Raw genomic sequence first — 22,470 nt, 5'->3', positions numbered from 1 at the left:
GATCTGTATGAACGAAAATCAGATTTTAGAAATGGGTACTGCGACATTAGGTCGAGTAGAAATCGCACCTGAAGTAATCGAAGTAATTGCTGGTATTGCAGCTGCTGAAGTTGAAGGTGTTTCAAGCATGCGTGGAAACCTAGCATCTGGTATTTCTGAAATTATCGGTAAGAAATATCACGGTAAAGGTGTCCGAGTTGATTTATCAGAAGATCGAATTACAATCGATGTATACATTCTAGTTAAATTTGGTAAGTCAATCCCAACTGTAGCAGGTAATGTACAAGACAATATTCGTCAAGCATTATTAACGATGACAGGTCTTGAATTATCTGAAGTAAATGTTCACGTAGTAGGAGTTCAATTCGATACGAAACCTGAGCAAGAAGCTCCAATTGAACTTTAATAGGATAAAAAGAGTCTCTATTTAATAGAGGCTCTTTTTTTTGTTTTGTTAGATAAGAAGTAGGGATCGTTTTATGTAGTTCTTTCATTTCGGTGTATACTTTTTCCGGTTCTATTGTAACTAATTAAATATTTTGAAATATGTTAAAATTTATATATAAATGAAATAGAAATAGGTGACAATATGATTTTAAATTTGAACACAAATCGAATGAACTTACGTGAATTTGTTGAAAGTGATTGGCAGCAAATACATAAATATGCATCCCAATCAGTTGTATGTCAATTTCAGCCATGGGGACCGAATACAGAGAGTGAAACAAAGGAATTCATTCAAATCATACTAAGAGATATGAAACAAATAAATAGGACTAGATTTGCATTTGCAATAATAGAAAAGAAATCCGATAAATTAATAGGATCAATCGAGTTTAATATTAGGGATGAAATTAATCAAATTGGTGAAATAGGGTATATAATTCATCCAAACTATTGGGGCAAGGGATTTGCTAGTGAAGCTACTAAAGAAGTAATTTCATTTGGATTTAAAAATTTTAAACTTCATCGAATATTTGCGACATGTGATGTTAGAAATATTGCATCAGCAAAAGTTCTTGAAAAATGCGGATTAAATTTAGAAGGTAAAATGCGTGAAGATCTATTATTAAGAGACGGCTGGAGAGACACTTATTTATACAGCATACTAGAACATGAATGGCTTAGGGGTCAGGAAGGCCAGGAAAGTTAATAAAATCTGGTATTAGTTGGAAAGTTTTTTTATTTCTTAAAAATCTTTGCATTCCCTTTAATCCCTCATTTTCTTAATCTATCTTTTTTAATGTTCGTGTTTTGATATATAAATTTTATTTTAAAGTAATAAAAAGGAATTTTTTTTTAAAAAACACAAACATTATTCTGTTATTTTATTGGATTTTAAGTTAAAATGTAGAAAACAGTTTAAAGTATTGAGTTTGCTTAGAAACGTTAATAATAATAAAAATTAGAGTTAATACAGACAGTCGTTGGAACTTATTAAAAAAAATGGTAAAATAACGTGTTACTATACAAAATTAGAATTCGTTATTACCTATGCAACGAATGATGAATTTAGCTTAAAGGAGTTTATTATTTTGATGAAACGTAGAAAAGCAAGGGAACTTGCATTACAAACATTATTCCAAATGGATTTAAGTGAAGCGAATGCTTCAGATGCATTAGAGCATGTATTAGAAGAAGCTGAAGAAAAACAGGATGCATTTTTAGAGGCAATTGTAACAAATTTTGTTAGTCATAAAGAAGTGATTGACGAACAATTAGCTTCAAATATCGAAAGCTGGACGATTGATCGTTTAGGTAACGTTGATCGCAATATACTTAGAATCGCTCTAGTAGAAATTAATTACTTAGAGGATGTTCCAAAAAGTGTAGCAATCAATGAAGCGATTGAAATTGCTAAAGTTTACGGTGATGATGATTCTAGTAAATTTATCAATGCGGTATTATCAAAATTCTAAATAGATAGATTGTTTATATGCATAGGGGGAAACTAAAATGGTAGCAACATTAATTAATGGTAAAGAAGTTTCAGTATCAATTCGTGAGGAATTAAAGAATGGTGTTTCAGAATTAAAAAATCAAGGTATTACACCAGGTTTAGCAGTTGTTTTAGTTGGAAATAATTCTGCTTCAAGAACATATGTGAATTCGAAGCATAGAGCATGTAATGAATTAGGAATGTATTCTGAAGTAATTGAATTACCTGAAACAGTTACTGAAGATGAGTTATTATCCGTTGTAAACAAATTAAACGATGATCAGTCAATTCATGGTATTTTAGTTCAGTTGCCATTACCTGCTCATATCTCAGAAAAGAAAGTAATTGAAACAATTTCTCCATTAAAAGATGTTGATGGATTTCATCCAATTAATATTGGAAGAATGATGACGAATCAAGATTCATTACTACCTTGTACTCCTTTTGGTATATTAAAATTAATAGAAAATACAAATATTCCGATTAGTGGAAAACATGTCGTTGTTATTGGACGCAGTAATATTGTAGGGAAACCAGTTGGACAACTATTCTTAAACGAAAATGCAACGGTTACTTATACACATTCACGTACAACTAATCTAAAATATATTACAAAGCAGGCTGATATTTTAATTGTTGCTATTGGCGTAGCAAAATTAATTACAGCTGATTATGTTAAAGAGGGAGCAATTGTAATTGACGTCGGCATGAATAGAGACGAAAATGGCAAATTATGCGGAGACGTAAATTTTGAAGATGTAAAAAATGTTGCTGGTTATATTACTCCTGTACCAGGTGGAGTTGGACCAATGACAATTACAATGCTACTTCATAATACGTTAAAAGCAGCTTCTCAAATTGATAGTAAATTAAATTTGAGTACTAAACTTTAATCTTATTGCTTTGTAAGAATGAAAGAAGGGCTATGCATGACGGAAAAGCTACCAGTTACTGTTACCGCATTAACGAAATATTTAAAAGCAAAATTTCAAGCGGATCGTAATTTGCAAAATATACTTCTCCGTGGAGAAATCTCAAATTTTAAACGTCATTCATCTAGCGGACATTATTATTTTACGTTAAAAGATGATGGTGCTAGAATTGCAGCGGTCATGTTTCAATCCTATAATGCAAATATCGCATTTCAACCAACCGATGGTATGCAGGTTATTGTACAAGGTGAAATAAATGTATACCCAGGATCTGGTAGCTATCAAATCTACATAAGAGACATGCAACCTGATGGGGTCGGCGGTCTCTTTGTAGCTTATGAACAATTGAAGAAAAAACTATTAGAAGAAGGACTCTTTGATCAGAAATTTAAGAAAAAGATTCCTTCTTTTCCTAGTGTAATCGGGGTTGTTACTTCACCAACTGGTGCAGCAGTTCGCGATATCATTACAACGATTCAACGAAGATACCCGATTGGGAAAATAGTTGTAATTCCAACGCTTGTACAAGGTGAAGGGGCGAAAGCGTCGATTGTAAAATCAATTGAAACAGCGGGTAAAATGGAAGAAATAGATGTGTTAATAGTCGGACGAGGCGGAGGATCAATTGAGGAACTCTGGGCCTTTAACGAAGAAATAGTAGCGAGAGCGATCTTTCAATCAAAAATCCCAATCATTTCCGCAGTGGGTCACGAAACAGATACGACAATTGCTGATTATGTCGCTGATCTAAGGGCACCTACACCAACAGCTGCAGCAGAATTAGTTTCGTTAAGCCAAAGAGAGATACTAGAGCAATTTACAGTTCGAAAATCAAGACTTAATAAAGCAATGGATACGATTATTGAACGAAAACAAGCGCAATTAAAGGCTGTTCAAGATGCTTATGTTTTTAGATATCCAAATTCACTATTCCATCCAAAACAAGAGCAATTTGACCGGATTAATGAACGTTTACATACATCAATAAATGAAATTGTTAAGTCTAAAATAAACAAGCATAAAGAACTAAATTCGTCGCTACTTATTCATCATCCAAGTAATAGAGTTCAGCTTGAAAAGCAAAGGCACCAGCAATTACATATGTCTTTACAAAAAGAATTTAATCGCCTAATTACCCAGAAGAAATTTGAAATGGAAAGAGTAGTTCATACACTAGATGCACTTAGTCCATTAAAAGTTATGGCCAGAGGTTATTCATTAGCATATAAAAATGATAACGAATTAATGAAATCGGTTAAACAAGCAAAAAGCGGAGACCGGTTCCAATTACAAATGACCGATGGGAAATTAAATTGTGAAGTACTTGAAGTAAAAGGAGAGTGAATCAATTGTCACAAAATGAGCGCACTTTTGAAGAAGCAATAAAAGAAATTGAAATGATCGTACAAAAATTAGAGCAAGGTGACGTACCACTTGAAAAAGCGATCGAATACTTTCAAGAAGGAATAAAACTCTCTCAAATTTGTCAAGAGAAGCTTACTAAAGTTGAAAAGCAAATGACTTCTATATTAAATGAACAGGGTGAACAAACTCCTTTTACTGTTGAGGAGGAATAATATGAACACTTTCAAAGATTTTATGGAGTATTCCAGTAGAATAGTAAATGATGAAATGATTAAATCGGTTGAAAGATTAAAAGCACCAGAAAAATTAAAAGAATCTATGTCCTATTCATTGCAAGGTGGAGGGAAAAGAATTAGACCTCTTTTACTTTTCGCAACGCTAGATGCATTTGGTAATGACCCATTAATAGGGATTAAACCTGCATGTGCTTTAGAAATGATTCATACTTATTCATTAATTCATGATGATTTACCATGTATGGATGATGATGATTTTCGAAGAGGAAAACCGACAAATCATAAAGTATTTGGCGAAGATCTTGCGGTATTAGCAGGTGATGGTTTACTGACATACGCATTTAAATTAATTACGGAAATGAATGATTTTCATGTGTCTGATCAAGTGAAACTTCAATTAATTAGTGAATTAGCGATTGCTGCAGGTCCTGAAGGTATGGTTGCCGGTCAGGTAGCAGATATGGAAGGTGAAAGTAAAGAGCTTAGTGGAGAAGAATTGCAATATATCCATGAAAGAAAAACGGGTAAAATGTTAATGTATCCAGTTATTGCAGGTGCAATCATTTCAAAATCAACAGCTGAACAATTATCTCACCTAACCCAATTTGCTTATAAACTCGGTATCGCATTTCAAATACAAGATGATATTTTAGACGTAATTGGTGATGAAGAAGTACTTGGTAAGCCAGTTGGTAGTGATATAGAAAATGATAAAACTACTTATGTTAAGTTGTATTCAGTTGAGGGAGCTAAAGAAAGGCTTCATACATTTATTACTGAAGCCAAACAACATGTTCGAGCATGTGGGATTAAAGATGACTACTTAATCTCAATTTGTGATTTTGTTGAAAATCGCAGTTTTTAAACTTTGATTATGTAATTAATTCCATGTCCATTGAATAGATTTATTCATTTATGTATAATGTAACTACTTTATAACCGTTAATGTTGTTAATAAAATATACAGAAATGTAGGCCGTTAACACATTTGTGCTAGCGGCTTTCTTTTCATTTTGCAAAAAAATATATATTATTTTGTTCTATAAAAATAAAAAACATTAAACAGATTTTAATAAAAATGGTATTATGATACATGGTGTTAAGAGTTAGTCATTTAAGAAACTAGCGTTTAACTACAAGTATGGTAAAATCATTTTATAGATAAAATTACATAATAATGAATTATTTATATAGATTTAACATCTAGGAAGGTGAGTGATCCAAGATGGATCTTACGACAATTGAAAATCCGAGCTTTTTAAAAAATAAAACGAACGGTGAATTAGAAGTATTAAGTGAAGAAATTCGTAAATTTCTTATTCAGCAGCTTTCTGAGACAGGTGGTCATATTGCGCCAAATTTAGGAGTTGTTGAATTAACGATTGCATTACATAAAGTCTTTGATTCGCCTAAAGACAAATTTTTATGGGATGTAGGACATCAATCGTATGTTCATAAAATATTAACTGGTCGTGCTAAAGAATTTACAACACTAAGACAATTTAAAGGACTATGTGGCTTTCCTAAGCGAAATGAAAGTGAGCATGATGTATGGGAAACTGGGCACAGCTCGACTTCACTATCTGCGGCAATGGGGATGGCTATTGCTAGAGATATTAAAAAAACTGGTGAATATATTATTCCGATTATCGGAGATGGTGCATTAACTGGTGGGATGGCTCTTGAAGCAATGAATCATATTGGACATGAACAAAAAGATGTCATCGTTATTTTAAATGATAATGAAATGTCTATAGCTCCGAACGTAGGCGCATTACATAGCATTTTAGGAAGACTGAGAACAACTGGGAAATACCGTTGGGCTAAAGGTGAGCTTGAAGGTGTGATCAAAAAAATTCCTGGAATCGGGGATAAACTATCAAGTACATCAAAAAAATTAAAAGATAGCCTAAAATACTTAGTTACTCAAGGAATGTTTTTTGAGGAAATGGGATTCACTTATTTTGGACCAGTTGATGGACATAATTTTGAAGACTTATTTGAATCACTTGAATATGCTAAGAAAACTAAAGGCCCGGTATTAGTACACGTACTAACGAAAAAAGGAAAAGGATATAAGCCAGCAGAAAGTGATGATATCGGAACTTGGCATGGCACAGGTCCTTATAAGGTAGAATCTGGGAAGTTAATTAAGCCTGATAAAGCACCACCTGCATGGAGTAAACTTGTTAGTGATACTGTATTAAAATTAGCTTTAAAAGATGAGCGAATCGTAGCGATTACTCCTGCAATGCCAGTCGGTTCAAAATTGGAAAATTTCCAAGCTCAATTACCTGGCCGAATTTTTGATGTTGGTATTGCAGAGCAACATGCGGCAACAGTCGCAGCTGGTTTAGCAACGCAAGGAATGAAGCCATTTTTAGCAATTTATTCAACATTCCTTCAAAGAGCATACGACCAAGTATTACATGATATTTGTAGACAAAATTTAAATGTATTCATTGGAATCGATCGTGCAGGATTAGTAGGTGCTGACGGTGAAACTCACCAAGGTGTGTTTGATATTGCCTTTCTACGTCATATACCAAACTTAGTTTTAATGATGCCTAAAGATGAGAATGAAGGCCAACATATGGTAAATACTGCAATTCAATACGAAGATGGTCCAATTGCCCTACGTTTCCCTAGAGGGAATGGTATCGGCGTACCAATGGATGAGCAATTAAAAGAAATTCCGATTGGTTCATGGGAAGTATTAAGAGAAGGTTCTGATGCAGTTATTTTAACATTTGGTACTACAATTAAAATGGCATTAGATGCGGCGGATGAGTTGGAGAAAGAAAATATTTCTGTTAAAGTAGTAAACGCAAGATTTATTAAACCAATGGATACTGCAATGTTAAATGATATCTTTAAGGACGGAAAACCGATTTTAACGATTGAAGAAGCAGTATTGCAAGGTGGTTTTGGAAGTGCTGTTTTAGAATTTGCAAGTTCAAATAATTATCAAAACGTCCGCGTAGAACGTATTGGTATACCGGATTTATTTGTTGAACACGGTGATGTGGATAAATTACTTGATGAAATTCATTTAACAAAAGATGAATCGGTTAAGAAAATCCGTGAAATGGTTTGTAATAAATAAGAGGATGACATTTAAATGGCAAAAAAGGAACGAGTAGACGTACTTTTAGTAGATCGTGGTTTAATCGAAACACGTGAAAAAGCTAAACGAGCAATTATGGCAGGACTAGTCTATACAAACGAACAAAGATTAGATAAGCCTGGAGAAAAAATAGACATCGAACTCCCTTTACAAATTAAAGGTGAAGTTATGCCTTATGTGAGTCGTGGAGGGTACAAATTAGAAAAAGCGATAAACACATTCGATCTATCAGTTAAAGATAAAATTATGATTGATATTGGATCTTCGACAGGTGGATTTACGGATTGTGCACTTCAAAACGGGGCAAAAAAATCATACGCACTTGATGTTGGATACAATCAACTTGCTTGGAAATTAAGGCAAGATGAACGTGTTATTGTTATGGAACGCACAAATTTTCGTTATGTTAAACCAGAAGATTTAATTGAAGGGTTACCTCAATTTGCTTCAATTGACGTATCCTTTATTTCGTTACGTTTGATTTTACCAGTCTTAAAAACATTATTAGTACCCTCAAGTGATGTTGTCGCGTTAATTAAACCACAATTTGAAGCTGGTAGAGAGCAAGTTGGTAAAAAGGGGATTGTACGCGATCCAAAAGTGCATGAACAAGTTATCGAAATGATGATCGATTTTGCGCTTCGCCAAGGATATGATATAAAAGCTTTAACTTTTTCTCCTATAACTGGTGGAGACGGTAATATTGAATTTTTAATTCATCTTCATTGGGAAGGTTCAAAGGAAATTGGAAATAGCGAGTTAAATCGTTTACCAATGGATATTGTAAATGAAGCACATAGTGAATTAAAGAAGGTAAAATAATAAGAAGGAGACTTTCAGGCTGCTTACAATCAGTCTGAAAATCAAATTTTTAGTACTCTTTACTACACACTGAAAGGAAACCGAATAGGTTTCCTTTTTCTCCTTTTTCAAATTAAGTAATTAATTCGATAGGATTCGTTCAACCTAATAAAAAAGTAAAGAAAATATCATGCTGAAAAATGCATTTTATGAAAACGTTTAAAAAAATATATACAATAACGAGTAGATTAGATAAGATATTCTTTAAGTAAGATATTTGTCGGAATTTGCAAAGAGGTGTATTATGAATAAAGGTCAGCGTCATATAAAAATACGAGAAATTATCGCAAAAAATGAAGTCGAAACACAAGATGAATTAGTACAATCACTAAGAGACTTAGGGTTTAAAGTAACCCAAGCAACGATTTCACGTGATATAAAAGAACTACATCTAGTGAAAGTACCGTTATCTGATGGTCGATATAAATATAGCTTACCTGCAGATCAACGATTTAATCCGTTACAAAAATTAAAAAGACTTTTAATTGATTCATTCATTAAAATTGATAGTTCAAGTCATTTAATTGTAATGAAGACATTGCCAGGTAATGCAAATGCAGTTGGTGCATTAATTGATCATTTAGATTGGTCAGAAATTATGGGTACAATCTGTGGAGATGATACGATCTTAATCATTTGTCGTACACCTGTAGATGCTGAGGATTTAAAAGAAAAATTTATTGACATGCTTCAATAGGAGAATGGTTTTAAAAAGAGGAGAGAAACTCATTGTTATCTGAAATTATCATTAAAAATTTTGCAATCATTGAGGAAGTTTCCATTTCATTTGAAAAGGGTTTAACTGTACTAAGTGGTGAAACAGGAGCGGGGAAGTCGATCATTATTGACGCTATCGGCCTGTTACTTGGTGGTCGTGGATCTGCAGAATTCGTAAGATATGATACTGAAAAAGCAGAAATTGAAGGCTTATTTCATATCGAAAATGAGAATCATCTAATTTATTCAAGATGCAGAGAATTAGGTTTTGACATTGAAGATGAAATGATTATTTTAAAAAGAGATATTACTTCATCTGGTAAAAGTGTATGCCGTATCAATGGGAAATTAGTGACAACTTCTATACTGAAGGAAATTGGTGGTTTACTTGTTGATATTCATGGGCAACATGAGAGCCAAGATTTAATGGACCAAGAACATCATTTACCGATGTTACAACAATATGATGAAAAAGCAATTGCTCCTTTGTATACTGAATATCAAAATATATTTAATAACTATACAGACTTAAAAAAACAGTTAAAGCAATTAACTGAAAATGAACAACAAATGGCTCATAGGTTGGATTTAATTCAATTTCAGCTAACTGAAATACAAAATGCGAATTTGCAAGAAAATGAAGACGATCAGTTGATGGAAGAAAGACTCAAAATTTCTAATTTTGAACGCATTTATAAGTCATTAGTTGAAGCATATCAAAGTTTATCGCAGGATGGATCAGGTTTAGATTCGGTTAGATCATGTATGTATTCTTTAGAGTCAGTTACGAATATTGATAATGACATTAAAGAAATGCATGAAGGAATCAGTAGTAGCTATTACTTATTAGAGGATATATCGTATCGATTACGTGATTCCATTGAACAAATGGAATATGATCCAAATAGATTAAACGAAATTGAAACTCGATTGAGTGAGATCTCTATGTTAAAAAAGAAGTATGGGCACAGTGTTGCTGATATTTTAAAATACGCAGAAAATATCGAACAAGAGTTGGATACTATTCAACATAAAGATATGCATATCGAGAAGCTACAAAAAGACTTAGATAATGTGACAATCAAGCTAATTAAAGCTGGTAAGACTCTTTCAAATAAAAGAAAAGAATTAGCTATCAAATTGACTGCTGATATACATAAAGAATTAAAAGAGCTTTATATGGATAAAACAACCTTTGAAATTATGTTTGATGTTGAAGAAGGACAAGAATCAGATCCAATTATTGATGAACAACATATAAAGTTTAAAAAAGATGGATTTGATTTTGTTGAGTTTTATATTTCAACAAATCCAGGGGAGCCTTTAAAGCCTTTAGCAAAGGTTGCTTCTGGTGGAGAACTTTCAAGGATGTTCCTAGCGTTAAAGAGCATTTTCACGAAGCATCAGGGGATTACGTCAATTATATTTGATGAAGTTGATACAGGGGTTAGTGGAAGAGTAGCGCAAGCAATTGCGGAAAAAATACACAAGGTATCTATAGATTCTCAAGTTCTTTGTATAACTCACTTACCACAAGTAGCTTCTATGGCAGATACGCATTTATTCATCGCCAAATTAATTGATGGAAATCGAACGAAAACTTCTGTTACACCATTACGAAATGATCAAAAAATTAATGAAATTGCAAGGATGATCGCCGGAGTTGAAATTACAGATGTAACGATTCAACACGCTAAAGAATTGATCGATCAGGCAGCTTCTTCAAAATACCAATCTCAATGAACATAAAGAGAATGTTTAATGATGGAAATTGTTTTCTATACATTAAATATTCTCTTTTTTTTATGGGAATTATTGATAAATTAGTAATTGGAAAATGCTAAATGAAACATACTAATACAACATTATACGTTAAAGAATCTATCATATTTTTACAATCATATTTTGCTTTTGCAAAGCTAACATTAACTACATAGCCACGAATTAAAAAAAATGAAATTTGGCGCTAAGGAGAGTGATTCGCTTGTGAAAAATATAAATGTTCATCGAATAATAAAAATTCTTCTCCTTTTATTTATAGTTGGTATTGGCGTGTTTAATATAAATCAAAATAATGTGTTTTCATCTACCATTAAAAATAAGGATCAACAAGAAATTGTTAATGTAGCACTTGGTATGAATGAATTACCAAGTAAAAAGGTAGATGTTAAAGTATTAAACAGTTTAAGAATAATACCAGGGGGACAGTCAATAGGAGTAAAACTTAACTCAGTAGGTGTCTTAGTCGTTGGACATCATTTAGTAAATACTAGTTCAGGACAAAAGTCTCCAGGTGAAATTGCCGGTATTAAAGTTGGAGACATGATCATAAAAATGAATGGTAAACAAATCGAAAAAATGTCAGATGTATTACCGTTTATTCAAAAAGCCGGAAAGTATGGAAAGCCTATAAAAATCACTGTAAAACGCGAGGGTAAGTATTACACAAAAATGTTACAACCTATTCGTGACCAAGGTCATAATAGCTATCGAATTGGATTATATATAAGAGATTCAGCTTCTGGTATCGGCACGATGACATTCATAGAACCTAATTCATTAAAATATGGCGCACTTGGACATGTTATTTCTGATAGCGATACGAGAAAAGCCATTGAAGTAGAAGATGGGCATATAGTCTATTCAACAGTCACTGCAATTGAAAAAGGTGCAGATGGTTCACCAGGAGAAAAAATAGCGCATTTTGCTTTAGATCGAGGAACGATTGGTAATATCACTTCAAATAGTCCATTTGGCATATTCGGTAAAGTTAACAATAAAATAGACAACGGGATCATGTCTCAACCTTTACCCATTGCATTATCAAATGAAGTGAAAAAAGGTCCTGCCAAAATACTTACCGTAATACATGATAATAAAGTAGAAGCATTTGACATTGAAATAGTAAGCAGTATTCAACAAAAATTCCCATCTACTAAAGGAATCATTTTAAAAGTTACTGATAAACGTTTACTTAAAGAAACTGGCGGGATTGTACAAGGAATGAGCGGCTCACCGATCATTCAAAATGGAAAATTAATCGGAGCAGTTACACATGTTTTTGTAAATGATTCGACTAGTGGGTATGGGGTTCATATTGAGTGGATGCTTGATGAGGCTAAAGTACCTATTTATGATTATCAAAATAAAAAGGCTTCTTGATTTAAAAAATACACCTAACTAATTATGTAGGTGTATTTTTATGTTTAAATGCACTGCAGATGCTCGAGTTCTGTAAAGCCATATCTTTTCATGTGAGAAGGCTTAAAGGGCTACACAGGACCTCTCATAAGTGTTTAATATCCTTTCAAAGTAAAATGGATCTCACATAAAAATACTCAAAAATCCCCTTTCCCTTTATGAATTGGTTTCAACATTTGTTTCAACACAGTAAATATTTTGTAGTGTATTTTGTTAAAAATAAGTCAAAATAGGGAAAAAATGGTAATATACTATTAGCAACAACGAAAGATTAAAAAAAATTTAATGTAAAGGATGGTTGATATGACGGTTGATGTTACAGAATTGTAAATTTATATTAAAAATTATAAATTTACATACTATTTCATTTTTTATATAATGAATTATATGTATAATTCGACTTATTACATAGTAGTTTTTAACGCAATCGTCGAATGCTAGAAGAAATTGAAGAAAACTATCTATATTAATAAAAATATTCAGAATTTATAATAAAAACAGGAAATAAATTTTTATTGTCGAAATTATCGGTAATAAGTAATGAAAATTCACTATAGAGGATGTAGGGAGGAACGGGCGTGGAGAAAATTAAAGTATTATTAGTTGATGATAATAAAGAACTTGTTATTATGTTAGAAAACTACATTAACGCACAAACAGATATGGAAGTGGTTGGTGTTGCGTTTAATGGACAAGACTGCTTGCCTCTAGTGAAGGATAAAAAGCCAGATGTGCTAGTCTTAGATATTATTATGCCACATTTAGATGGATTAGCGGTTTTAGATCGTTTACGCGCTGGCTTAGTGGAAAAAATTCCAAACGTTATTATGCTAACAGCATTTGGTCAAGAGGATGTTACTAAAAAAGCTGTTGACCTTGGTGCATCATATTTTATTTTAAAACCATTTGATATGGAGCATTTAATCAGCAATATCCGTCAAGTAGTTGGAAAGGGTAGTGCGGTAACGAAACGTAATGCACCTTCTTTAGTTTCTAATTACGAAAGCAAGCCACGTAACTTAGATGCTAGTATCACAAGTATCATCCATGAAATTGGGGTACCTGCACATATTAAAGGATATATGTATTTACGTGAAGCGATTTCGATGGTATACAACGATATTGAGCTTTTAGGTTCAATTACAAAAGTTTTATATCCAGATATCGCTAAAAAGTTTAATACAACAGCTAGCCGAGTTGAACGTGCAATTCGACATGCGATTGAAGTAGCATGGAGCCGTGGCAATATCGATAGTATTTCTACATTATTCGGTTATACAATTTCAATGTCAAAAGCAAAACCAACAAATTCAGAATTTATTGCAATGGTAGCTGATAAATTACGTTTAGAACATAAAGCTTCTTAATTTATTTTTAGCATTAATTTCTAAAGAAAAATTCAATTCCGATTAACTTCTAACAGTGATTCCACAGACATTTCTCTTAGCGAATAACTTCTTACGAGATCTTCGGTACTTTTTCGCATTAGCAATTATATTATTAGTAAAAAGAAAACGTTGTCTATCGTAGACAACGTTTTCTTTTGTTGTTGAAAACAATAATTTTACTTAAGGACAGTGAAAGCTAGAACCGTTGAATTTACACTTAAATTAGTTTGCGTAATAATTTGTAGTATGCTATAATACTTATTGCGCCACTGATAACTGTTAGAAAAACGATATTATTACTACGAAAATTTGGGAGAAAATTGGACGTATTCCATGACGCGTCAGCTATTTCAACCTTATTTAAAAATTAGTAGTAGTGTCTGTTAGTGAAGATTGTTGTGAAACAAGCTGCCTAATGGAACGGCCCTGGAGCCGAATTGCGAAAGAGAGGTAGGGCTTTCGCCAATAGACAACAATTTTTAAATTTAAATAAAACTAACATATATATTACAAAGGCTATTCGTATACGTTGTACGAATAGCCTTTTCCATTTGTAAAATAAACCGATAAGTTGAATACAGAAATAAAAAAATAGGACTACCAATATGGTTGTCCTATCTTTTCGTAGTTTTTAATTAAAATATAAATACAATCGTGAAAACAATTGCTACAATAAAACGATAAACTGCAAAACCTGTTAGTTTTACTTTCTCTAATAATTTTAGGAAGGAAACGATCGCAAGTAATGCAACTACGAATGCAGTGATGAATCCAGTTGCGAATAATGGTAAATCTGAAGCACTTAAAATATCGATATTTTTAACAAAATCTAATCCACTTGCAGCAATCATCATTGGTACTGCTAAAATAAAAGTAAATTCTGCAGAAGTTTTTCGATCTAAACCAAATAATAATCCCCCAGCAATAGTAGAGCCTGATCGTGAAAATCCCGGCCATAAAGCTAGCATTTGGAAGCAACCAATAATAAAAGCTTGTTTATATGAGATGTGATCTAAATCAGATGATTTAGGTTGTTTAGAGACTTTTTCAGCAACAATTAATAAAATACCGCCAGCTACTAATCCGATTACAACCGTTTTAGGTGAGAATAAAACATCTTTAATGAAATCATGGAATATTAGCCCTACAATCCCGGCTGGAATAGCACCGATAATAATATGAATTAAGTTGAGGTTTGTTTGTCTATAACCATCTGATTTAACTCCTAATACTGACCAAAGTCGTTTCCAAAAAACAACAACTACCGCTAGAATTGAACCAAGTTGAACAATTACTTCAAAAAATGAAGCCTTCTCACCTGTGAAATTTAATAAATCAGCAACTAAAATCATATGACCAGTAGAAGAAACCGGTAAAAATTCAGTTAATCCTTCTACCATCCCCATGATCAAACCAATTAACCAATCAGGTAACATTTAAAAATACCTCCATAAATACTATTCGTTATAAAATATACACAATACATTACATTTTACTTGAAAACTAATTAATATGAAAGGAAGTTTAAATTAAAATTAGCTCATAATTGTTAATTATTTGTACAATTTTACATAAAAATGTAATTTAAGATTAGAATTAATAAAAAAGGTGCATAAAAAAAGAAGTAGAAAAACTACTTCTGCCTTCTTTATTAACACTGATATACTATTTAGATTCGTGATCCTCTGAAGCTTCTTCGCCTTTAGACAAATCCAATTCCATCAACTTTTTCATTAATATATGCTGTGGCATATGCATAATTTGTTCTAAAGGAACGTTTAATTTCTTAGAAAGTAAAATTGCCGTCTCAGGCGAAATTTGCAATGGTCGCATAATAATCCTCCTTAGTTTCGTAAAATTAGTATACAATAAGAAAAAGAAGAAAGTACATATTTTCTCAACAAGGGGGGAATTTGAGTGGTTGATATTATTGGTCATAGAGGTGCTGCAGGAACCTACCCAGAAAATACAATGGTTTCTTTTATGGCATGTGAAGATTTAGGAGCAGACGGCATAGAGTTAGATGTACACTTATCAAAAGATGGTGAAATCGTTGTTATTCATGATGAAACAATAAATCGTACAACGAATGGTAAGGGTTTTGTTAAAGACTATACTTTAGCTGAATTAAAGCAATTTGATGCAAGTTATCGATTTAAACGCCAATTCAAGGGGTGCACAATTCCAACCTTAAAAGAAGTATTTGAATGGGCAAAAGGAAATAACTTTAGTATCAATGTTGAATTAAAAAATGATAAAATTGAATACCATGGACTTGAGGAACGAGTAATAAATTTAATCCGTTCATATGAATTTGAAAAAAGAATCGTTTTATCTTCCTTTAATCATAAAAGTATGCTTAAGTTCCACTTAATGGCACCGGATATTGAAACAGCAGTTCTATTTAATAGAAGAAGTAAAGAACCGTGGAAGATTGCTGAAGATTATAAAGCAAAGGCAATTCATCCTAATTATCGCATTATTACTGATGAACAAATCGAAGAAACTATTGAACATCACATAGCCGTAAGACCATATACAATTAATGAACCAGCTGTTATGAAACGATTATTTGAAGTCAATTGTACAGCGATTATTACTGACTATCCAGAACTAGCTTTCCAAGTTAGAAGTCAACTTCTTAGTAAATAAAAAAAGTGCTCTCATCAGCACTTTTTTTGTTTTGTTATTTATCTTTTGGTTTTAATGAGACCTAAGTTATACTCCGACAAAAATTATCTTTTTAAAAATCTGCCTTGAACTTTGTTTCGTTTACGATCTCTAAATAATACAAAGCTTCCGACTAAATAAAAACCGACTCCTAATGATACAAGCCCGATTAATAATTGTAATGGAAGATTTGGAATGCCAAAAGAATGGATTAGAAATACCGTATCACGAAGTAATTTAATTCCGATAACTGCTAAAGCTATTGGTACAACAATCACAACGAATGCTAACATACGTGTAAATGATTCTTTCATGTTTATTAATTCCTCCGATAAAAGTAACAATAAATTTACGTAATTCTCTTTCTTCATAATCTTATACAAGGATAGTGTTGTCAAGACTTATAAAACATTTGAAATAGACGAAAGAATGACTTTATATATATAATAGTCTAATGTGTTTAATAATTTGTTGAAATTAGTAGGTGAACTAAGATGAAACAAAACGTAATGATCGTTGGAATGGGAACAGGAGGCACAGCTGTATTAAAGCTTCTATCACATTCTGATTTATTTCATGTTGTTGCAGTAGTAGATATGATAAAAGAGGCTAAAGGTTTAGAATTTGCTAAAAGCTTACACATTCCAATACTAAAGGATTGGAAGTCTAATTTAAACGAAGAGATTGATGTTGTCATAAATACCACTGGAGATGAAACCATTTACCAGGAATTAATCGAGTATAAATCTAAGAATACTTTAGTAATCCCAGGTTCTGTTGCAAAAATGATATCTGATCTTGTTCAAGAAAAAGAATCACTTTTTAATTTAATCGATAATAAAAAAAGACAACAAGAACTCATTTTGGACAACACTCATGATGGGATGATTGTGGTTGATAAATGGGGAAAAATTCTTTTATTTAATCGCTCTGCAGAAAGAATGTTACATACTGATAAAGATGCTGCGATTGGTAGGTATATATTGGATGTTGTCCCTACTAGTAAATTACCCCGCGTTCTTCAAACAAAAAAGAAGGAAATTAATCAAGAGCATATTTTAATTAATGGAAGTAAGATTTTTACGACTCGAATTCCAATCTTTCGAGAAGATGGTGAACTTGAAGGTGCAATTTCTGTTTTTAAAGATGATACTGAGGTAATCGATTTAGCAGAAGAGGTTACAAATTTAAAAGAAGTTTATAGCATGCTTGAAGCAGTCATTCAAAGTTCGGATGAAGCAATTTCAGTTGTTGATGAAAAAGGAAATGGAATTATTATTAATCCGGCATACACAAGACTGACTGGATTATCAAGTGAACAAGTTATTGGTAAACATGCGACGATTGATATTGCTGAAGGGGAAAGTGTGCATTTAAAAGTGTTGAAAACAAAACAAGCAGTTCGTGGACATCGAATGAAAGTCGGGAAGCAAAATCGTGATGTCCTAGTTAATGTGGCCCCTGTAATCGTTGACGGGAAACTAAAAGGTAGTGTTGGAGTAATCCATGATGTATCTGAAATTTCACAGTTAACAAATGAGCTACATAGAGCACGCCAAATTATTAGAACATTAGAGGCAAAGTACTCTTTCGAGGATATTGCAGGTGAATCTGAAGGTATTCAATTAGCGATCATGCAGGCGAAATTAGCTGCGAGCACTCCTGCTACCGTATTACTTCGTGGAGAATCCGGAACAGGTAAAGAATTGTTTGCTCATGCGATTCATAATGAAAGCGATCGCAAATATAATAAATTCGTTCGAGTGAATTGTGCTGCGATTTCTGAAACTTTATTGGAAAGTGAATTATTTGGTTATGAAGAAGGTGCTTTTTCTGGTGCAAAACGTGGTGGGAAAAGAGGACTTTTTGAGGAAGCTAATAATGGTAGTATTTTCTTAGATGAAATTGGAGAATTATCACCTGCGATGCAAGCCAAACTATTAAGGGTCCTACAAGAGAAAGAAATAAGACGCGTTGGTGGGACAAAGTCTATTCCTATAAATGTGCGAGTGATTGCTGCGACGAATGTTCACCTGGAGGAAGCAATCATTGAAGGAAAGTTTCGAGAAGATCTTTATTATCGATTAAATAAACTTCCTATTATTATTCCTGCACTAAAGGATCGAATTGAAGATATTTTACCGATTGGCGAAAGATTATTAGCAAAAATCAATCAAGACTACGGTCGAAATGTTGAGGGAATCTCATTATCAGCTTTAAATAAATTAAAAAGTTACAATTGGCCTGGTAATGTTAGGGAATTAGAAAATGTGCTAGGAAGAGCTGTTATATTTATGAAATTTAATGAAAAACAAATCCTACCCGAACATTTATCAGCGATTGTGCAAGTTAAGCAAGAACAATCTGTTCATCATAACGAAGTTCATACTGAAGAGATAAGCTCCCTTGATGAAATGGTTACCAATTATGAAGGTGAAATTATTGAAAAGATATTAATGAAAAATAATGGCAATAAAACAAGGTCAGCAAAAGAGCTTGGAATATCAGTAAGGAATTTGTATTATAAATTGGAAAAATACCACACTGCAAAAAATAGCACGCAATAATTTGCGTGCTATGAATATTTTTGCATACAATTACTGTCATTTTTCAAAATATTGTTGTAGAATAGATTTATTGGTGTTACTAGTACCTGGTACTAGATTGTTGGTAATGTAAGGCTTTTCAACTATTTTTAAAATAGTTTTATCCTTTTTTAAAAGTTGGCACGCAAATTGCTTTATATAGTGCAGGGGGATGAAAGGAAGGGCTTTCAATGAATTTAACAGATATAATGTTACGTGCGAAAAATCATTCTAGGCAAACTGTTGCTGTAGCTGTTGCTGAGGACTTCGAAGTAAAAGAAGCAGTTTCAATTGCATTAGACAATGATTTAGCAAACTTTTTACTTTTCGGAAACGAGCAAGCGATCTATGAAATGTATGAAGAATTATTAAAAAACGAACAATTTGCAGAAAGACTAAAAATTGTTCATTCTCATTCAAACAAAGAGGCTGCTAAAAATGCAGTTGTAGCTGTTCGCTCTGGTGAAGCTTCAATTGTAATGAAAGGTAATCTTTCATCTTCAGTTCTTCTAAAAGAAGTATTGAACAAAGAATATGGTTTAAGAGATAAAAGTGTTTTATCACATGTTGCAATATTCGACGTACCAGGTAGAGAAAATGCAGTAATCGTAACAGATGCTGCGATGAACATAGCACCTACGTTAGATCAAAAGGTGAAAATTATTGAAAACAGTGTTGAAATTGCAAGGAAAGTAGGAATAGAAACCCCTAAAGTTGCTGTACTGGCAGCTGTTGAAGTAGTAAATCCTGCAATGCAAGCAACACTAGATGCAGCAACACTAACTGTCATGAATACAAGAGGACAAATTAAAAATTGTATTGTTGATGGACCATTAGCGCTTGATAATGCCATTTCTGTTGAAGCAGCTAAACATAAAGGCTTAACTGGAGAAGTTGCAGGGCAAGCTGATATTTTATTAGTACCTACAATAGAAACTGGAAATATTTTATATAAATCTTTAGTCTTTATGGCTAACTCAGAAGTGGCTGCACTTATTGCTGGAGCAAAGGCACCGATTGTTTTAACATCGCGTTCTGACTCTGCAATGACAAAATTATATTCATTAGCATTAGCTATATGTAATTCTAAAAACTAAACTTACACATTTTAAGGGAGCTGTTATTACATGGAAATCTTCAAATACTTAGAAACTTATGACTATGAGCAAGTTGTTTTCTGCCAAGATAAAGAATCAGGATTAAAAGCAATTATTGCGATCCACGATACTACATTAGGTCCAGCTTTAGGTGGAACAAGAATGTGGACTTACGAATCAGAAGAAGCTGCAATTGAAGATGCTCTACGTTTAGCAAAAGGTATGACTTATAAAAATGCTGCTGCTGGCTTAAACTTAGGTGGAGGAAAAACTGTAATCATCGGTGATCCACGTAAAGATAAAAACGAAGCAATGTTCCGTGCATTTGGTCGTTATATCCAAGGCTTAAATGGTCGATACATTACTGCTGAGGACGTAGGTACTACTGTTGCAGATATGGATTTAATCCACGAAGAAACTGATTATGTAACTGGTATCTCACCATCATTCGGTTCTTCAGGTAATCCATCTCCAGTTACTGCATTTGGTGTTTACCGTGGTATGAAAGCTGCTGCAAAAGAAGCATTTGGAACTGACAGCTTAGAAGGTAAAAAAATTGCAATCCAAGGTGTTGGTAATGTTGCTTACAGCCTTTGCGAGTACTTACATGAAGAAGGTGCTCAATTAATCGTAACGGATATTAATAAAGAAGCTGTACAACGTGCAGTAGAAGCATTTGGTGCTACAGCAGTAGATCCAGATGATATTTACGGAGTAGAATGTGATATTTATGCACCATGTGCTTTAGGTGCAACAATTAACGATAAAACAATCCCACAATTAAAAGCAAGAGTAATTGCAGGTTCTGCAAATAACCAATTAAAAGAAACTCGTCATGGTGATTTAATCCATGAATTAGGTATCGTTTATGCTCCTGACTATGTAATCAATTCTGGTGGAGTAATTAACGTTGCTGATGAGTTATACGGATACAACTATGACCGTGCAATGAAAAAAGTTGAAGGCTTATACGATAACATTGCAAAAGTTATTGAAATTTCAAAACGTGACGGTATTCCAACTTATTTAGCTGCAGACCGTTTAGCTGAAGAGCGTATTGCTACAATGGCTAAATCTCGTAGCCAGTTCTTATCAAATGGTCACAACATCTTAAGCAGAAGATAATTGACCAAATAAAATTTAATTAAAATTCCTTTATTTTTTAGGTGGAAAGAAAGAGGGAAGTAATAGTACCTCTTTCTTTCTAGTTATAAAGGTAAGGTAAACTTAGAAGGGAGAGTGTTGACAATGCATCGTATTTTAGTAATTAATCCTGGCAGCACATCCACAAAGGTTGGTGTATTTGATGATGAAAAACCAATTTTTGAACAAACAATACGCCATGACGATGAAGAATTAAATAAATACAAAACAATAATTGATCAATATGAATTTAGAAAAAATGTTATTTTAGAGGTATTACACAAAGAAGGCATTAACATTTCTAAATTAAGTGCTGTATGTGGTCGAGGTGGACTGCTAAGACCAATCGAAGGTGGAACTTATGCAGTAAATGAAATCATGTTAGAAGATTTGAAAGTTGGTTATAGTGGTCAGCATGCTTCAAATCTTGGTGGAATCATTGCTAATGAGATTGCACAAGGATTAAACATTCCAGCATTTATCGTTGATCCAGTAGTTGTAGATGAATTAGATCCAGTTGCAAGAATCAGCGGACAATCAATTATGGAAAGAAGAAGTGTTTTCCATGCTTTAAACCAAAAAGCTGTCGCACGAAAAGTATCAAAACAGTTAGAACAGTCATATAACGATTTAAACCTTATTATCGCCCATATGGGTGGAGGTGTGAGTGTTGGTGCTCATAAAAAAGGACGCGTAATTGACGTAAATAACGGTTTAGATGGTGAAGGACCTTTTAGTCCAGAGCGAGCAGGAACTGTACCAATTGGTGATCTAATAAAACTTTGTTACTCTGGTGACTACTATATTAACGAAGTTCAAAAAATGATGGTTGGTCAAGGTGGTTTAGTTAGCTATCTTGGAACAGCTGATGCAATTAAAGTTGAAAACATGATTGAAGATGGTGACGAAAAAGCTGCATTAGTATATGAAGCAATGGCTTACCAAGTCGCAAAAGAAATTGGAAGTGCGGCAGCTGTTCTTGAAGGTAATATTGATGCAATTATATTAACAGGTGGAATTGCTTATAGTGATTTTATTGTTAATGAAATAACTAAAAGAGTTAAGTGGATGGCACGTGTAATTGTTTTACCAGGTGAAAATGAACTTCAAGCTCTTTGTGAAGGTGCACTTCGCGTACTTCGAGAAGAAGAAGAAGCAAAAATCTATCCTGGAGAATTTGCAGTTAAATCTTTAGTATAAATGTGAGGA

20 protein-coding genes and 1 pseudogene are annotated in these 22,470 nt (G+C 33.1%); 18 read left to right on the top strand and 3 right to left on the bottom strand.

Going from position 1 to position 22,470, the window contains the following annotated elements:
* Positions 1-7 precede the first annotated feature (7 nt).
* The 13 genes and pseudogenes from COE53_RS11260 to spo0A all read left to right on the top strand — a co-directional run bounded on the left by COE53_RS11260 (position 8) and on the right by spo0A (position 13,745).
* Entirely contained in the window at positions 8-406 is a 399-nt protein-coding gene (locus tag COE53_RS11260) for an Asp23/Gls24 family envelope stress response protein (protein WP_056475162.1), read from the top strand.
* A 183-nt stretch (positions 407-589) separates the two neighbouring features.
* On the top strand, positions 590-1,153 hold the full coding sequence (locus COE53_RS11255) for a GNAT family N-acetyltransferase (RefSeq protein ID WP_069034074.1): 564 nt from the start codon (positions 590-592) through the stop codon (positions 1,151-1,153).
* A 385-nt stretch (positions 1,154-1,538) separates the two neighbouring features.
* The gene (gene nusB / locus COE53_RS11250; protein WP_069034313.1) at positions 1,539-1,919 is read left to right on the top strand and encodes a transcription antitermination factor NusB; all 381 of its coding nucleotides are present in this window, start codon (positions 1,539-1,541) and stop codon (positions 1,917-1,919) included.
* A 37-nt stretch (positions 1,920-1,956) separates the two neighbouring features.
* Positions 1,957-2,832, top strand: a complete 876-nt coding sequence (gene folD, locus COE53_RS11245; protein ID WP_069034073.1) for a bifunctional methylenetetrahydrofolate dehydrogenase/methenyltetrahydrofolate cyclohydrolase FolD — start codon at positions 1,957-1,959, stop codon at positions 2,830-2,832.
* Between the two features lie 36 nt (positions 2,833-2,868).
* The gene (xseA, locus tag COE53_RS11240) at positions 2,869-4,215 is read left to right on the top strand and encodes an exodeoxyribonuclease VII large subunit (protein ID WP_069034072.1); all 1,347 of its coding nucleotides are present in this window, start codon (positions 2,869-2,871) and stop codon (positions 4,213-4,215) included.
* 5 nt (positions 4,216-4,220) lie between these two features.
* Complete coding sequence (locus tag COE53_RS11235) at positions 4,221-4,448, top strand: exodeoxyribonuclease VII small subunit (protein WP_439097786.1); 228 nt, start codon at positions 4,221-4,223, stop codon at positions 4,446-4,448.
* A gap of 1 nt (position 4,449) precedes the next feature.
* A complete protein-coding gene (locus COE53_RS11230) occupies positions 4,450-5,337 on the top strand; it encodes a polyprenyl synthetase family protein (protein ID WP_098948059.1) in 888 nt (295 codons plus the stop codon).
* Positions 5,338-5,697: 360 nt separating this feature from the next.
* Positions 5,698-7,578 (top strand): 1-deoxy-D-xylulose-5-phosphate synthase, encoded by a 1,881-nt coding sequence (dxs, locus tag COE53_RS11225; RefSeq protein ID WP_069034070.1) that lies wholly within the window; start codon positions 5,698-5,700, stop codon positions 7,576-7,578.
* 15 nt (positions 7,579-7,593) lie between these two features.
* On the top strand, positions 7,594-8,421 hold the full coding sequence (locus COE53_RS11220) for a TlyA family RNA methyltransferase (RefSeq protein ID WP_098948058.1): 828 nt from the start codon (positions 7,594-7,596) through the stop codon (positions 8,419-8,421).
* Between the two features lie 283 nt (positions 8,422-8,704).
* A complete protein-coding gene (gene ahrC, locus COE53_RS11215) occupies positions 8,705-9,157 on the top strand; it encodes a transcriptional regulator AhrC/ArgR (protein WP_069034068.1) in 453 nt (150 codons plus the stop codon).
* 32 nt (positions 9,158-9,189) lie between these two features.
* The gene (recN, locus tag COE53_RS11210) at positions 9,190-10,920 is read left to right on the top strand and encodes a DNA repair protein RecN (RefSeq protein ID WP_098948057.1); all 1,731 of its coding nucleotides are present in this window, start codon (positions 9,190-9,192) and stop codon (positions 10,918-10,920) included.
* A 309-nt stretch (positions 10,921-11,229) separates the two neighbouring features.
* Positions 11,230-12,339 (top strand): annotated as a pseudogene (gene spoIVB, locus COE53_RS11205) (SpoIVB peptidase); the annotation flags it as partial.
* Between the two features lie 617 nt (positions 12,340-12,956).
* Positions 12,957-13,745 (top strand): sporulation transcription factor Spo0A, encoded by a 789-nt coding sequence (gene spo0A, locus COE53_RS11200; RefSeq protein ID WP_069034065.1) that lies wholly within the window; start codon positions 12,957-12,959, stop codon positions 13,743-13,745.
* Positions 13,746-14,401: 656 nt separating this feature from the next.
* Here the strand turns inward: spo0A and bacA are convergent.
* Positions 14,402-15,202, bottom strand: coding sequence for an undecaprenyl-diphosphate phosphatase (bacA, locus tag COE53_RS11195; RefSeq protein ID WP_069034064.1), 801 nt, complete (start codon positions 15,200-15,202; stop codon positions 14,402-14,404).
* A gap of 229 nt (positions 15,203-15,431) precedes the next feature.
* Positions 15,432-15,599, bottom strand: a complete 168-nt coding sequence (locus COE53_RS11190) for a YycC family protein (protein WP_069034063.1) — start codon at positions 15,597-15,599, stop codon at positions 15,432-15,434.
* An 84-nt stretch (positions 15,600-15,683) separates the two neighbouring features.
* Here COE53_RS11190 and COE53_RS11185 point away from each other — a divergent pair, with 84 nt between their 5' ends.
* On the top strand, positions 15,684-16,418 hold the full coding sequence (locus COE53_RS11185) for a glycerophosphodiester phosphodiesterase (RefSeq protein WP_286143849.1): 735 nt from the start codon (positions 15,684-15,686) through the stop codon (positions 16,416-16,418).
* Between the two features lie 83 nt (positions 16,419-16,501).
* On the opposite strand, the gene COE53_RS11180 is transcribed toward COE53_RS11185, so the two are convergent.
* Positions 16,502-16,750, bottom strand: a complete 249-nt coding sequence (locus COE53_RS11180; RefSeq protein ID WP_069034062.1) for a DUF2627 domain-containing protein — start codon at positions 16,748-16,750, stop codon at positions 16,502-16,504.
* Positions 16,751-16,930: 180 nt separating this feature from the next.
* Between COE53_RS11180 and COE53_RS11175 the strand changes: the two genes are divergently transcribed.
* The 4 genes from COE53_RS11175 to buk all read left to right on the top strand — a co-directional run bounded on the left by COE53_RS11175 (position 16,931) and on the right by buk (position 22,461).
* Positions 16,931-19,003, top strand: coding sequence for a sigma-54 interaction domain-containing protein (locus COE53_RS11175; protein ID WP_069034061.1), 2,073 nt, complete (start codon positions 16,931-16,933; stop codon positions 19,001-19,003).
* A 209-nt stretch (positions 19,004-19,212) separates the two neighbouring features.
* Positions 19,213-20,118 carry a phosphate butyryltransferase gene (yqiS, locus tag COE53_RS11170; protein ID WP_098948056.1) on the top strand — a complete coding sequence of 302 codons (906 nt, stop codon included), beginning with the start codon at positions 19,213-19,215 and terminating at the stop codon, positions 20,116-20,118.
* Between the two features lie 30 nt (positions 20,119-20,148).
* Entirely contained in the window at positions 20,149-21,243 is a 1,095-nt protein-coding gene (gene bcd, locus COE53_RS11165) for a branched-chain amino acid dehydrogenase (protein WP_056475213.1), read from the top strand.
* A gap of 117 nt (positions 21,244-21,360) precedes the next feature.
* The gene (buk, locus tag COE53_RS11160) at positions 21,361-22,461 is read left to right on the top strand and encodes a butyrate kinase (RefSeq protein WP_098948055.1); all 1,101 of its coding nucleotides are present in this window, start codon (positions 21,361-21,363) and stop codon (positions 22,459-22,461) included.
* Positions 22,462-22,470 lie beyond the last annotated feature (9 nt).

The organism is Bacillus sp. AFS029533 (genome assembly GCF_002585125.1).
Classification (GTDB): Bacteria; Bacillota; Bacilli; order Bacillales; family Bacillaceae_G; genus Gottfriedia; species Gottfriedia luciferensis_B.
Note: the sequence above shows the minus strand (reverse complement) of the source record. Positions and strands in the feature narration are given on the sequence as shown.

Coding starts and splice junctions, on each gene's coding strand:
- COE53_RS11260 (WP_056475162.1), top strand. CDS start 8: ATGAACGAAAATCAGATTTTAGAAATGGGTACTGCGACATTAGGTCGA.
- COE53_RS11255 (WP_069034074.1), top strand. CDS start 590: ATGATTTTAAATTTGAACACAAATCGAATGAACTTACGTGAATTTGTT.
- nusB (WP_069034313.1), top strand. CDS start 1,539: ATGAAACGTAGAAAAGCAAGGGAACTTGCATTACAAACATTATTCCAA.
- folD (WP_069034073.1), top strand. CDS start 1,957: ATGGTAGCAACATTAATTAATGGTAAAGAAGTTTCAGTATCAATTCGT.
- xseA (WP_069034072.1), top strand. CDS start 2,869: ATGACGGAAAAGCTACCAGTTACTGTTACCGCATTAACGAAATATTTA.
- COE53_RS11230 (WP_098948059.1), top strand. CDS start 4,450: ATGAACACTTTCAAAGATTTTATGGAGTATTCCAGTAGAATAGTAAAT.
- dxs (WP_069034070.1), top strand. CDS start 5,698: ATGGATCTTACGACAATTGAAAATCCGAGCTTTTTAAAAAATAAAACG.
- COE53_RS11220 (WP_098948058.1), top strand. CDS start 7,594: ATGGCAAAAAAGGAACGAGTAGACGTACTTTTAGTAGATCGTGGTTTA.
- ahrC (WP_069034068.1), top strand. CDS start 8,705: ATGAATAAAGGTCAGCGTCATATAAAAATACGAGAAATTATCGCAAAA.
- bacA (WP_069034064.1), bottom strand. CDS start 15,202: ATGTTACCTGATTGGTTAATTGGTTTGATCATGGGGATGGTAGAAGGA.
- COE53_RS11190 (WP_069034063.1), bottom strand. CDS start 15,599: ATGCGACCATTGCAAATTTCGCCTGAGACGGCAATTTTACTTTCTAAG.
- COE53_RS11180 (WP_069034062.1), bottom strand. CDS start 16,750: ATGAAAGAATCATTTACACGTATGTTAGCATTCGTTGTGATTGTTGTA.
- COE53_RS11175 (WP_069034061.1), top strand. CDS start 16,931: ATGAAACAAAACGTAATGATCGTTGGAATGGGAACAGGAGGCACAGCT.
- yqiS (WP_098948056.1), top strand. CDS start 19,213: ATGAATTTAACAGATATAATGTTACGTGCGAAAAATCATTCTAGGCAA.
- bcd (WP_056475213.1), top strand. CDS start 20,149: ATGGAAATCTTCAAATACTTAGAAACTTATGACTATGAGCAAGTTGTT.